The organism is Edaphobacter sp. (assembly GCF_028283685.1).
GTDB lineage: Bacteria > Acidobacteriota > Terriglobia > Terriglobales > Acidobacteriaceae > Edaphobacter.
In genome coordinates, this window is record NZ_JAPWKF010000001.1 from 838,063 (window position 1) to 851,269 (window position 13,207).

Below are 13,207 nucleotides of genomic sequence, written 5' to 3' on the forward strand. Positions count from 1 at the left end.
ACTGGAGTTCCTTTGCGTGATGAGTTCAGCCAACCAGTGTTACGCCGCCATCGACTGCGATCTGCTGGCCGGTGACGAAGCTGTTACGAATGAGAAAGAGATAGGCATCAGCCACCTCATCGACGGTTGCCGTACGACCTAACGGAATCAACTGGCTGAAATATGTCTTGATGCCCTCGCGTTGTTTGTTGGTCCTTCCTGCCAGAAGGGGGGGAAGCGCCAGACGCGTTATGGGGGGCTTCCACCTGTGCCGCCAGTGAACGTGAGTCTGCTTCCCTCAGTAAGATAGGGTGCCGCGAGTTGAGCGATTCGCATGGAGTCGAAGACCTTTTGCTGAAATGCGTTTTGAATGTCACCAAACCACATGCGCGCGCCAACCGTCTCGGTAAGATGTTCGAGGTTTCGTCCTCTTATCACGATGGCCGCTCCTGCATTCAGAGCAAATTCGGCCACGCGCCTGCCGATGCCTGAAGTTCCTCCTATGATGACGACTTTCTTACCTTGCAATGCAGACACGGGATCTCTCTTTCGATTTGCGGACGACTGGACGAATACCTGCACAAATCAACGACCTATTTTCGATGTGAAGAATGTCGCTTTTGATGCGCGTGCAGCGATCGCAAGAGTTCATCGTCGCGATTCCATAGCCTTATCGCTCGAGGCTACACACATCAGTAAATGTTCTGTGTCAGACTCTCCCCGCATCGGATCGTGGAAGAATGCGATCCACTAAGATCCGAACGCCGGGGGTAGTGCTTTGAGAACCTGCCGATCGATGCTGAATAGTGGAAATGCATCCACCTTCGCAATTGAAGAGGCAAAGCAGGTTAAGGGTCGTTTGGCCGGAACGGTCACGATAGGTTTGTTGCCCAGGCTGTATTTGAAACACTACCTAATCTCCTCAAGAAATTTCGGAATCGCGTTCCATCCGCCCCATTCAAACTCGTAGGCATACAGGGCTCGTTAGATATGGATGAAACGAGTAAGCGAAATCCCGATAGCTGATTCTGCCGTAGTGATCAATGTGAACACTGCAAGAAATCCCCAAAAAATCCAAACGATATTGTTCTCCCAGGCGGTGCGCTCTTCTCGATTATGCCGATCCTGCTCTTCCTTCGTCAGTACATGTGTGTTGAACATTGTCCATACTCCTTGCTACGTAATTGATTACGTCGCATGATTCTGGATCTTTGCAAATATGGAACATGACGATAATGGAAAAGAATCGAAGATCGAATCAAATCGCACATCGACTGAGCGGTAAATACCTCACTTCAACTTAGGGATAGTCAATCAATATATAAGTAATCGCGTGAGCGTTAAGATCTTGACGCACAGTACGCTTCAGTCAAAAACGCCTTTGACGTAGAAGACAATGACGACATTACAGCCATTGCAGTTCGTCTAACTCGAAACTTGATATCGACCAAACGCGATGGACGCCTTCGCAATTGGATGAAGCCTTTGGCGAGGCTATCTCAAAATCGCAACAATGAGCCTTTGCGGCCGATCAAGCCAGCCTCTTCGGGATGCGTCGTGTAATGGATGTATTTGTACCGCTCAGATCGTATGCCGCGATGTGGCCTGACCGCCTCATCGTTTGGCCATTCGTAGTACTCGTAGTACGTGTCCTTGCGGAATGACGGATTCGAGCGCTCTGCAAGGGGGAAACACTCTTGCTCTTGCATATGCGCTGGTATAGGAAGTCCTGCCAGATCCAGGAAGGCCGGAGCAAGATCGACATCCACCACCATTTCGTCACGCACCCATTCCGCCACGCTCAACTGTTCGGGCTGATACCGTTGCCTCGTCAATTTGCTCTACTCACTGGCTGCTCACGTTAAATAGTTGGTGGCAATATTGTCCGCCCTGGCAGCTCCGAAGTGTTCTGCCCGGAGATTAGCTTCCAACTTCCATCCGTCTGTTTTACTGCTACATACTTAAAATGCGTCACCAATGTTCCATTATCCGTCGGCACCACACCCGCCGGCAGAGCCGCGAAATCCGTGACTGTCTGGTCCGTGTCCAGCATTGCCACGTCCGCTGCCAGGACCTTCAATGCCCTCATCGTGATCGCGATATGGCTACCCTTGAATGGCCCCGCGAGAATAATCCCGTGTACCTGCGCAATCTGTTTGCTTCCGGAAAAGATATCCCCACGGATATTGATGAAGTCCGCATCGTCCGTAAAATATGATGCATACGCTGCTCCATCGCCCTGGTTCCACGCCGTCTCTAATCCGGCTGTGATACCCATCAGCATCACCGTCGGATCCGCTTCCTGCGCCTTCACGATATTACTTCCACAACCCTCAATGCCCACCATTGTCATCGTCAGTACTCCTGCTGCCATCGCCATCGTCCATATCGCCTTCTGTTTCATTGCCATCTCCTTTTGAGGTCGACCCCGGATCGGTCGTCTCACCGTCAAGACCTATACTGAGATCCGCTGCGACAGAAGTCCTGACCAATGGCTGTACATTTCCTGAAATCGACCGCTTCGCGGCGGAATATCAGGCATCCCGATGACCGACTCTGCAAGCATCCGCTTCCTCGACTTCGAGCTCGACCGCAATACCTTCTCCCTCCGCCGCGGCGACACGCCCGTTCGTCTTGATCCAAAGCCCTTGGAGCTCCTCTTCCTTCTCGCCGAGCGCAAAGGTGCTCTTGTCACTCATGACGAGGCCCTCGCGCGTGTCTGGGGCGAAGGAGTGTATGTCGACGGAGAATCAGCGCTCTACACTGCCATTAAGAAAATCCGCCGCGCGCTCGGCGACCACACCCTTGTCCTCACCGTCTCCGGCCGTGGTTATCGGCTCAACCTCCCTCCAGCGTCGGCCACGCTGCTGGCTGTGCCTGAGACGGTTCAACGCCTCGCGGTCCTCCCTCTCGCCAACCTCAACCCCGATCCCGCTGAAGACTACTTCTCGGATGGCCTTACCGAAGAACTCATCGCCACGATGGCTCGCCTATTCGGCGCCAGACTCGGCATCATCGCTCGCACCTCGGTCATGCGCTTCAAAGGCACCAGCCTCCCCATCGAAACCATAGCCCGGGACCTTGCCGTCGATTACCTCATCGAGGGTTCCGTTCGCCGTAACGACAACCGTGTTCGTATTGCCGTCAAGCTCCTCCGCGCTTCCGATAGCACCGCTCTCTGGACTCAGACCTTCGAGCGAAATCTCACTGATCTCTTCCAGCTTCAGTCCGAGATCGCACTCGCCACCGCACACGCCGTCCAAACCAGGCTCACCCATACTCTTCCGTCCTCACCCGCACTCAATCCTGAAGTCCACGACCTTCTTCTCCGCGCTCGTCACCTCTGGGTCCAACGCACACGTCCCACCATAGAGGCCGCCATGGGATACTTCCGACAAGCCCTCACCCTGGATCCCGCATGCGCCCCCGCTTACGCAGGGCTTGCATCCTGTTACGCCATCCTACCGATTACCTCCAATGCCCGGCCCTCCGACTGTTTTCCTCTCGCTCAGCAATTCGCCGAACAGGCGCTCGCTATTCAAACCGGCTCTCAGGCGCAGCCTGAGGCCCACATGGCGCTTGGACTCGTGCAATTCTGGTACTGGCGCAACTGGCAACTCGCTGTCCATCATTTCCAACAGATCGAACTGCTCAATCCCTCCGACAGCAATGGCCCCATGTTCCTCGCCCACGTCCACTCCATCCTGCAGCAGCACGACCAGGCCATCGCAACCATCCACCGCGCCCGGCATCTCGATCCACTTTCCCCTATTGTCAATACCCATATCGGCCACTTCCTCTATAACGCAGGCAGGTTCCAACAGGCTCTCTCTCCCCTCGACCGTATTCTTGAGCTTGTTCCGCAGTTCTGGGTTGCACACCTCATGTGCGGCAAAGCCCTCGGTTTGCTCGAACAGCCGGAGGCTGCCATAGAGTCCTTCTCCAAGGCTCTCAGCTTTTCCTCCGGCAACACCGAACCTCTGGCCTTCCGCGCTTACACGTTCGCAAGTACCGGACACCGCGAAGCCGCTCTCGCGGACCTCGCAGCACTGGAGCATCAGCGCATCTCGGCCTTCTCCTCGCCTGTCCACCTCGCCCTCGCTCACCTTGGCCTTGGCAACCATTCCGCAGCTCTTCAGCTCATCGATCAGGCCTTCGAGGAACGCGATCTTCGCCTCATCTTCCTCGCTGTCGAATCCCGCTGGCTGCCGCTGCGAAATTCGGGCCATTTTGGCCCCATTCTCATGCGCGCCGGCCTGCCAAATCTGTAACCTCCTTCGAGGGATTCACCATTGTCGTCAACAAGTCGAGGTACTCATCGAGTCCAGCGGAGCGATTGAACACTTCTGCAATGTGCGCTCATAGGTATTGATCTTTGGAGTGCAAGATCCACATCGCCTCCCCGGAGCAAGACGAGCCGTGCACGATCTGTTGAGGAACGATTTCCGGTGGTATCTTCGTTCTCGAACTGGCGTAGAGCTCCTTATCCACCGTCAACAACGAAGCGTCGAGGATCTCTTTGAGACGGGCGGAAACAAGATACACTCTCCGCAGGCTCTCACCCCATCCCAAGGCACTTGTCATGTCCACGCTTCCCACAGCATCTACAAGCGCTCCTCTGCGCCGCCGCCTGCGGCCGCATCACTACCTCTGGATCGTCCTCGGCGTCATGGGTCTCTCTGTCATCGCCTTCACCGACTACCCCATCTTCCTCGGCTCAGATCCCCTCCACGCGCGGCAGCGCCTGCTCCACGAGCTGCTGATCCTCATTCCGCACGCCACCGCCGGAGTGATCGCCACGGCACTGGGGCCATTCCTCTTCTCCACGCGCTTTCGCCAGCGGCATCTCAAACGCCACCGTATCATGGGCCGCGTCTATGTCATCTGCGTTGCAGTCGCCGCACCCACGGCCTATCTCCTCACCCCAAACCTCGCTAACGGAGTCGGCGGTTTTCTCTGGGCGGCCTGCACCTTCGCCGCCTACCAGACCGCGCGCAATCGCCAACTCCAGGCGCATCGCCAGTGGATGATCCGCTCTTATATCTTCACGCTCAACTTCGTCTTCACGCGCGTTGCCAACCCCATACCGGCATGGTCGCACCTCGACGATCCTCACTTCTTCATGATCCTGATGGGCTTCTTCGTCGCTTATTTATTCTTCTCCGATGTTTTCTTCAATTGGCGCGAGCTCACCACCAGCCGCGCCCAACCTTCTGCATAGCAGCTGTCCTCGTCAATCAATAAATACTTCAGATGGTCAGCAAGATGTACTCATTCGAAACTCACCGGGTGCATCCTGGTGCGCCTCATTTAAGAAAAAGGTCGGTGAAGCCCGATGGAATATCTGACGCGTTGGAGCACTCCGAGCACCACAAGGCGAAAGAAAGTCTTGCCGAGCTCATGCCAATCGAGTGTATCCGCATAGCGATGATCCCTCGTTTTCAGAAAGCTGCCTGATTCTCCCGGCAACTCGGAAGAATCAAGCAGTGGACCATCTTATAAACATGCTTTTCGGAAGTAAGCCTCCGGCTTCCCGCCCGGCTGCGCGAACAACTGCGAGAGTTTAGAAGTGGATTTTAAGCGATGCCTGCAGGGAGCGTGGGCCGCCTGTCTGGTAGAGCGAGTTGAGGCCACCGAGCTGACCGTTGAGCGTGTTGATAGCGATGCCGAAGGGGCTGGCTCCGGTGGAACCTGATGAGAGGTAGTTATTCACGTTCCCCATGATGGCGTGGTTGAGAAGATTGAACGCCTCCATCCGGAACTGGAGACCGATCCGTTCGGTGAATGGGAAGTCGCGGCGGAGTGCGATGTCCTGCTGAACGGCATCGAAGCCGCGCGCGCTGTTGCGGCCTGCATTGCCTTCGACAAGAGTGGTGCCGTCGGCGGCGTAGGCTGGGGTATAGGCGTTGAAGTTGATGGTGCGACCACCTGGTGCACTATTGCCCTGGATGTAGAGCGGCTGATCTGCGACACGGTTGGGGTGATAGCTCACCATGGTGCCGGTTAGGTCGGTGATGGCATAGTCGCTGAAAACATCAATGGGAAGTGCGGAACGCACGGTGGTGCGCAGATCCGTGGACCAGTGCGAGAGCAGGTAGGATTTGAAGCCGTTGCCACCATAGGTTGGCAGATCGTAAGTGAGTGCAAGTTGGAAGTTATGCCGGATGTCGTAATCGGACGAAGCACGCAGGAGTTCTGAGAGCGTAAAGTTGCTGGTCGAGTTATCGATGGAGTGCGCGAAGGTGTAGGAGCCGAGTACCTGCAATCCGCGTGAAAGCTTTCGTTGGAACTGCACCTGGAGCGCCTGATAGTTTGCTTCACCCTCGTTCTGGGTGATGTATAGATTCCAGCGCGGAGTGAAGTTGGGGTTGCCGACTGCGCTGGGGTCGTACTCGAGCTGGCTCAAAAGATGTTGTCCCGAGGAGGCGACGTAGCTAACGGTAAGGGTCTGCTGGCTGCCGATCGCTTGCTCTACGGCAACGTTCCATTGCAGGGTGTAGGGCTGCTTGAGATTCGGATCGTAGGTGAAGACTGCACCGCTATAAGGTGCACTGGTGCTGGGTGGCGCAACGGCATCGAGCACAGCCTGCGAGAGCGGAAAAGCGGTGGCAGTGTAGTCCACCGAACGCGTGATACCGACTCCATATTGATAGCCCGCAGAAGCGAGGGCATTGCCCGTGTCGTAGAACTGGCCAAAACCAGCGCGCAGAACGGTCTCATGCCCAGGTGATTGTCGGAGCTGATACGCGAGACCGATACGTGGTGCGAAGTTTGCGTGGGTTGTATGCCATAGGTCAGAGCCATGCGGCAGCAGTTTGGACGTGGCGAGATCAGTGATCTGGTCTAGCACGTAGGGCTGGTTGCCACCGGCATCGCGCGGGGGCGGATTCATGTCCCAACGGAGGCCGAGCGAAAGACTGAGGCGCTGGTTGACCTTCCATTCATCCTGAAGGAACAGGGAGAGGTTGCTATAGACGGGTTGCGCGGGTAGGGTGGCACGGGTCACTCCGGGGTTGCCGTTGTTGGCAAGAACCTGTGCCGCGTCGTCGAAGCCTGCGGACTCGTAAAGGTCGGCGATAGGGCTGTTGGTAGCGAGACGCCGGTAATCGATGCCGGCCTTGAACTGATGGCGACCAAAAGAGAGGTTAACCTTCTCCACAATATTGAATTGGTTCTGCGATGCGGAGTGCGGATAGAGTCGGAAGGCAGGGTAGTTGCCGTGGCCTGTGAGATAGAAGAAGAGCCAGCTCTTATCGGTAAGGCCGGGCGCACCACTAGTGGCGAGTGTCATGGGCGTTGCTCCGCCGAAGTTATCGACGGCAGGCTTGTCGGCATAGTCATTCCACGTGCCGTTGACGCGGAGTTCGCTGGTGAGCCTCGGCGTGAGCATATTGGTGCTGCCGCCCGTGATCGTGCGGACGTGAAGGGTTTGCGGGTCGATCTCTGCGAGGTTGGGGCTGAAGGAATCACCGGCCCGGGTGGTGGAACTGGTGGGCGAATCGCTGTAGCGCACGAAGACGCTGGAACGGTCGGTGAAGTGGTGATCGAGGCGGATGCTATACGTATCGAGCGAACTGGGTGCTGAGTAGCCAGCGGTATAGTAAGCAAGGCCGTAGCCATCACCGCTTTCTGCTCCGTTGGGCAACGGGAAGGCATTGATGAAGGGCTTGAGAACGGCGGGTGCGTTCTGCCGCAGCGCGATGTCAGGAACTTCCATGGTGAAGGCTGCTACGGGTGAGCGGAGGCGGAGTCCTTCATAGGAAAAGAAGAAGAAGGTTTTGTCGCGTCCGCTATAGAGGTGCGGTACAGAGATGGGACCGGCAAAGGTGCCACCGAAGTCGTTCTGGCGTTCGACCTGACGGGGCGTGATGGGCGTGGTGCGCTTATTGAAGTAGTTGTTCGCGTCGAGCGCGTCGTTGCGGAAGTAGTTGAAGACGGAGCCATGCCAGTTGTTGGTTCCAGATCGTGTGTTGAAGCTGAACTGGCCACCTGGCGTGCGGCCGTACTCGGCCGAGTAGGTGGAGGTGGAGGCACGAAACTCCTGCAGTGCGTCGATCGAAACGAGGCTTTGCGTGGTGCCCAAGATGCTCTCGCCGGGCAGCGAGCCGGAGTAGCCTGCGCCGGTACCGGCGGGATAGCCCTGTGCGCCGGTGTTGGCGCTGACACCGTCGACGGTGAATTGATTGCCCTCGGTGCGCTGGCCGTTGACGGTGATTTCTCCACTGGTACCTACACCCTGCGAGGCGACGGTGGAGACGCCGGGTACTGCAGTCATGAGCGATTGAAAGCTGCGACCGTTGAGCGGAATGTTTTCGACGAACTGGCGGTCGATGACGGTGCTGACCGTCGCGTCAGTGGTGTTGATCTCAATGCCGTTCCCGTCAACGGTGACGGACTGCGACGTGCCACCGACCTGTAGACGCACATCGAGGTTAAGTTTCTGCCCGACAGCAAAGGTAATGTTGGTCTGCTCGTAGTGCGCGAAGCCGCTGGCATCGGCGGAGAGCGTATAAGTGCCGGGCTGCACGAAGGGCAGACTGTAGAGGCCAGCCTTGTTACTCTTCGCCTGCAATGCGGCGCTCGTGTCTTGATTTGTGAGCGTGACTGCGACATTGGGCAGCATGGCGTGCGAAGCATCCGATATTGAGCCGGTGACAGCGGCGCTCTGCGCGAGGGCAACTCTGCCGGGAAGAATGGCGAGGCCGAGCAGGACGACGGAGCAGAGATAGCGGCTGCGATTAGAGGCAAAGATGGGTCGGTAAGACATATGCGTGCGTGCCTTTCGTGGTATGCGGCCAGGTGAATGCGGACGCGTCGAATTATGTTTTCTCTGGTTAGCGGTTATCAGCGCCTATCGAGTCATGGCACCCCTGACTTGCTTGCCGCGGCTGATGCAGATAGCGAGAACCGCAATCGGAATGGCGAGCGCAATCCAGGAGAGTGCATCCCACAGACCGTCCCCCAGCAGCGCGGAGAGCAGACCGTAGGCCGTGATGATGGCAAGGATGAAGGGCGCGGCGTAGATTTTTCGAAAAGGTAGCGTTGTGCTCATCGTGCGACCTCGATCTGCTGGGCCACGGACTTTTCGTCTGCTGCTACCAGCCGGTTCAGCTCCTTCTCCAACGGAGCCTTGCGGCGCACGAGCCAGAGATAAACGCCGCTACTGAGGACGACGATCAATGCAATATCGAAGAGCGCCCAGAGAATGCGGAGCGGTAGTCCGCCGTAGTCACCAAAGTGGAGCGGCCGCGAGACTTCGAGTAGTCGCAGATACCAGGGCAGGCTTTGCGAGATAGTCAGCGCGCCAGTTTGCACATCGACAAGAACAGGAGTCATCAGGCGAGACGTGAGCGGCGTTCTGCCAGCCGTCCAGACCAGGTAATGCTGCGGGCTACCAAAAACGCTGTTGGGAAACAGCACGGAGGTGATCTTCATCTGCGGCAATGCGGTTGCGACCGTTTGCACGGCAGCGTCGACTGACGAGAAGTGCGTTGGCTGCGGCTTGCCCTGGTAGGGTGCCAGGATTGCGGGCATGACCTGCGCGCGCCACAAGCCGAAGAGCGGCGTTGACAGCGCGTTCATCACGCCGGTGGCTCCAACAACAACCGCCCACGTGAGCGTCACGATCCCGAGCAGGTTGTGAAGGTCAAACCAGCGGGTCCTGGGCTTGCCGTTGGCGCGATAAGTGCCAAAGCGCAGGTTACGCATAAACGGCCCGTAGACAAGTGCCCCCGACAGTAGCGAAATTACGAAGGATAGGGCCATGGCGCCCATGATCAGTTCCCCGGGCAAGCCAAGAAAGAGCTCGCTGTGCAACGTCAGCAGGAAGCCGAGGATACTGAACTTGTCCTGCGGCAGTTCAAGAAGCTTGCCGGTGTGCACATCGAAGACGGCCTGCTTGATGTCTCCGTCCTTGGGACGGTCGGAGGGGCTCATGTTGACGAAGACACGCGGCTCATCGTCGTCCCAATAGACGTTGTAGGGATGCAGCGAGGGAAAGCGCGCCTGCGTGGTTGCGACCATAGCATCGACGTTGGCAACGGACGCTCCGGGCATCGCCTGCGCGGGAGCGACGTGGGGCTCCAAGATGGCTTCGAGCTGCTCAGAGAATACGAGCGGCAGGCCCGTGATGCAGGCAATAAGCAGGAATGCCGTGCAGATAAGGCTGGACCATTTGTGGATGCGATACCACGTGCGAACCGTTTGCGGTCGGATTGAATGCGATCTCATCATGGGAAACACTCTCAGTCTTCCAACTGTGCACGCCCTTGGCTTGCGCGGTTGGGCGGTCGAATCGGGATCCGTCAGAAAGCGCTTTTCGGGAACTTCCGTAGGATTTTTATATACGACTACTTTGGTCCGATTAGAATAGCGAATGAAACGTCGCCGATGCTCCGCGCAAGCGGCCATCGCCTACGGCTATCCGGTCATGAAGAAGCGATCCATCGATCACGAATATCTGCAAACGGTGCCCCGGCCTGTATCGGCCATGGCGAAGGACTATCCGGCTGGCTATGCGGGATACATGCACTTCCATACGCGTGCGCAGTTTCTCTACGCTGCCAGCGGCAGCATGAAGATCCAGAGCGCCGCCGGCTGCTGGATTATTCCGCCGCAGCGAGCAGTCTGGCTGCCACCGCGCTATCCGCACCAGACGTCAAGCATCGGCGAGCTCGAGATGCGGACGATCTACATCCGCGAAGATGCCTGCCCGGCGCAGGCCCCGCGGGAACCCGTGATGCTTAGCGTCCCCGCATTGATGCATGCGCTGGTCATGCGGGTGATCGAGATGCCGCACGAGTATGACGAAGATGGTCAGGACGCTCGCATCGTGGAAGTAATGCTTGGTGAGATCGATTGGACCGCGCTTGATCCCGTGAAGTTGCCGCCCCTGCGCGATCCTCGCCTGCAAAAGATGGAAGACCGCTTGACGAAGGCGCCGCACGACCGCAGCACGCTGGAAACATGGGCGAAACGCCTGAAGGTCTCGCCGCGCACGTTGACGCGTCTGCTGGAACGCGAAACGCACTTGTCGTTCCAGATGTGGTGCGACCAGTTGCGGACGTTTGCCGCGCTGCCACTACTTGCGGAAGGCCGCCCGATCGCGGAGATTGCCGATGCCGTTGGATACGAGACAGCATGGAGCTTTACGGCCATGTTCAAACGGGTCACAGGCAAGCTGCCGAGCCGTTACTTCGAGGCAACGCAGGATTCACGCCAGACGCAGCGACCATGAATCCTGCAAAAGCGAAATCTGCCACTCAAGGCTTCTTCAGCTGCATTGACCGATGAGCGTAGCGCGTGTCGCAATCCAAGGAGCATAGACCAGCGGGCTTCGATAGCCTAATCGGACGATCCGGCATCGAGACCGACTATCGCGACAGCTGGGGGTCACCTCAGGATTGAAGTAATGCCACCCGAAAATGCATAGCATCTGAAGTCTGATGCAGGCCGCGCAAGAGATGCCTTGCGCGGCCTGCATAGCTAGAGTTCCTGTGAAAACGAGCCGTTTGTAAGATGACGTCCGGATTCGATGTAGGCGTCCAGCTTTGACTGCAATTCCTTCAGGACAGCTGGGTGTTGGTCCGCGACGTTGTGTAGCTCCTCGGGGTCTTTCTGCACGTCGTAAAGCTGGGGCGTGTAGTTTCCGGTGTAGCGCGAAGGGTTCCATACAGCGGAATAGTTCCATTCGTGGGTCCGTATGGACGCGATCCAGCCATAAGCAGACACTGCATACTCGCGGTTGTTCTGCTTGCCCCCGTCGACGTACGTCCAGAGATCCTCTCCTGTGACGCGTTCTGAAGGTTTCAGATTGAGCCGGCCAAGAAGCGTTGGAACAACGTCCGGTGTCTGTGCGAATCCGCTAATGCGTTTTCCTCCGTGCTCACCCTTCGGTAGGCGAACAAGGAATGGAACGTGGGTAACCTGCTTTCGCAGCTTCTCCGGCCCTTTCACCCACTGATTCTGCTCATTCAGCAGCGCGCCATGGTCTGCCAGGAACACGATGATCGAGTTGTCATACAGTCCAAGCTGCTTGATCTTCTCCAGTACCTGCCCGTACCAATAGTCTACGTTTGAGGCTTCACCTGCGTAATTTGCGCGAAGACGCTTCACTCCCTCCTCCGGCACCTTCACATCGCCATATGGAGGCTCCGGCCACGAATGTTTCGTGGGTTCTTTTAGATATTTTTCGAGGAACTGTTGTGGCGGGTCCCATGGCTCATGCGGATCGAAAGCCTCTACCTGCAGATAGAATGGCCCGCTTGCGTGATTCTCTTCGAGCCAGTTAATTGCGGTCTTCGCCGTCTGCTGCACGATTGAATCTCCATTCTTCGTCCATTCTTTGCGGTTCGCAGTGTACTGTTCGAGAAACTTTGAAAACTGCTGTCCGCGGGCAAATTGCTTCGCCTCCTGCACACGGTCGATGTACTCCGCTGGATAGTAGGGCGATAGATCCAGAGGTGTGCGTCCAGGCGTTCCGAGCGCGTCAATCTCCTGACCGCGAATCCATTGGAAGGAACCAAAACCGCGATGGAAGTTACGGTCGGGCTTGAAGAGATGTGGAAGGTCGGCGATGAGCGCCGTCTTGTAGTTCGCCGCGCGCAGCGTCTCGGAAAGAGTAACGTCTTCAATAAAGAGCTGGTGCCATCCAGGAATCGTAACGGTGTCCTGCTGGAAGTAGAGGTGCGTTGGCAGGATGCGGCGTCCCGTATAGAGCTGTCGCCGGATGGGTATGGTCGGCATACCTTCGGGATATACATGCTCAAAGAGAACAGCTTCCTTTGCGAAGGCATTCAGATGTGGCGTCTGCACCCACTGGCTACCGTAGGCCTCCAGATTGTCTGCGCGGAAGGTATCAGACACCAGAACGATCAGGTTTAGATTGTTACCGGACTGAGCTGCGGGAGCTTTCCACGCGATCTTTGGTGCTGGCGCCTTATTGTCCTGCGCAGAAGCGGTCTCGGCAGCGCCGCCTGTTAGTGTTGCGAGTCCTGCAAGGGCTGCGCTCTTCAGAAGAGAGCGGCGCGTAGTTTCGTTACTCATGGAAATCTCCTTATCGTTGAAAGATCGTGGATGGTTAGAAGGCGATACGCAAAGCGGCCTGAAGCTGGCGCTGAGGATTGACAACCGTCGAGATGGAGCCAGTCGTGGGCTGGCCGAGTGTCGCATTGGGAAGTCCAAACTGCGGTGTGTTGAGCAGATTGAACGACTCAATCCGTAGCTCGCT

General features: G+C 57.0%; 11 protein-coding genes. 3 read left to right on the forward strand and 8 right to left on the reverse strand.

The window, feature by feature from the left end; translation table 11 throughout:
• Positions 1 to 25 precede the first annotated feature (25 nt).
• From PW789_RS03595 to PW789_RS03610, 4 genes are all read right to left on the reverse strand, one after another.
• The gene (locus PW789_RS03595) at positions 26 to 151 is read right to left on the reverse strand and encodes an SDR family oxidoreductase (RefSeq protein WP_299371372.1); all 126 of its coding nucleotides are present in this window, start codon (positions 149 to 151) and stop codon (positions 26 to 28) included.
• Positions 152 to 228: 77 nt separating this feature from the next.
• Positions 229 to 516 carry a hypothetical protein gene (locus PW789_RS03600; RefSeq protein ID WP_299371375.1) on the reverse strand — a complete coding sequence of 96 codons (288 nt, stop codon included), beginning with the start codon at positions 514 to 516 and terminating at the stop codon, positions 229 to 231.
• Positions 517 to 1,478: 962 nt separating this feature from the next.
• On the reverse strand, positions 1,479 to 1,814 hold the full coding sequence (locus tag PW789_RS03605) for a sulfatase/phosphatase domain-containing protein (protein WP_299371377.1): 336 nt from the start codon (positions 1,812 to 1,814) through the stop codon (positions 1,479 to 1,481).
• 26 nt (positions 1,815 to 1,840) lie between these two features.
• On the reverse strand, positions 1,841 to 2,383 hold the full coding sequence (locus PW789_RS03610; protein WP_299371380.1) for an SgcJ/EcaC family oxidoreductase: 543 nt from the start codon (positions 2,381 to 2,383) through the stop codon (positions 1,841 to 1,843).
• A gap of 142 nt (positions 2,384 to 2,525) precedes the next feature.
• On the opposite strand from PW789_RS03610, the gene PW789_RS03615 reads away from it, so the two are divergent.
• Together PW789_RS03615 and PW789_RS03620 are read left to right on the forward strand one after the other, a co-directional pair.
• Positions 2,526 to 4,250 carry a winged helix-turn-helix domain-containing protein gene (locus tag PW789_RS03615; protein WP_299371383.1) on the forward strand — a complete coding sequence of 575 codons (1,725 nt, stop codon included), beginning with the start codon at positions 2,526 to 2,528 and terminating at the stop codon, positions 4,248 to 4,250.
• Between the two features lie 311 nt (positions 4,251 to 4,561).
• A complete protein-coding gene (locus PW789_RS03620) occupies positions 4,562 to 5,200 on the forward strand; it encodes a DUF2306 domain-containing protein (protein ID WP_299371386.1) in 639 nt (212 codons plus the stop codon).
• A 342-nt stretch (positions 5,201 to 5,542) separates the two neighbouring features.
• On the opposite strand, the gene PW789_RS03625 is transcribed toward PW789_RS03620, so the two are convergent.
• From PW789_RS03625 to PW789_RS03635, 3 genes are all read right to left on the reverse strand, one after another.
• The gene (locus PW789_RS03625) at positions 5,543 to 8,746 is read right to left on the reverse strand and encodes a TonB-dependent receptor (RefSeq protein WP_299371389.1); all 3,204 of its coding nucleotides are present in this window, start codon (positions 8,744 to 8,746) and stop codon (positions 5,543 to 5,545) included.
• 84 nt (positions 8,747 to 8,830) lie between these two features.
• Positions 8,831 to 9,031: a hypothetical protein gene (locus PW789_RS03630; protein ID WP_299371392.1), complete on the reverse strand. Its 201-nt coding sequence runs from the start codon at positions 9,029 to 9,031 to the stop codon at positions 8,831 to 8,833.
• Positions 9,028 to 10,389 carry a PepSY-associated TM helix domain-containing protein gene (locus tag PW789_RS03635; RefSeq protein WP_367182467.1) on the reverse strand — a complete coding sequence of 454 codons (1,362 nt, stop codon included), beginning with the start codon at positions 10,387 to 10,389 and terminating at the stop codon, positions 9,028 to 9,030. The genes PW789_RS03630 and PW789_RS03635 overlap by 4 nt, the downstream gene beginning before the upstream one ends.
• On the opposite strand from PW789_RS03635, the gene PW789_RS03640 reads away from it, so the two are divergent.
• The gene (locus PW789_RS03640; RefSeq protein WP_299371395.1) at positions 10,355 to 11,215 is read left to right on the forward strand and encodes a helix-turn-helix transcriptional regulator; all 861 of its coding nucleotides are present in this window, start codon (positions 10,355 to 10,357) and stop codon (positions 11,213 to 11,215) included. The two genes, PW789_RS03635 and PW789_RS03640, sit on opposite strands and share 35 nt — an antisense overlap.
• Before the next feature lie 248 nt (positions 11,216 to 11,463).
• On the opposite strand, the gene PW789_RS03645 is transcribed toward PW789_RS03640, so the two are convergent.
• Positions 11,464 to 13,023 (reverse strand): sulfatase-like hydrolase/transferase, encoded by a 1,560-nt coding sequence (locus tag PW789_RS03645; protein WP_299371398.1) that lies wholly within the window; start codon positions 13,021 to 13,023, stop codon positions 11,464 to 11,466.
• Positions 13,024 to 13,207 lie beyond the last annotated feature (184 nt).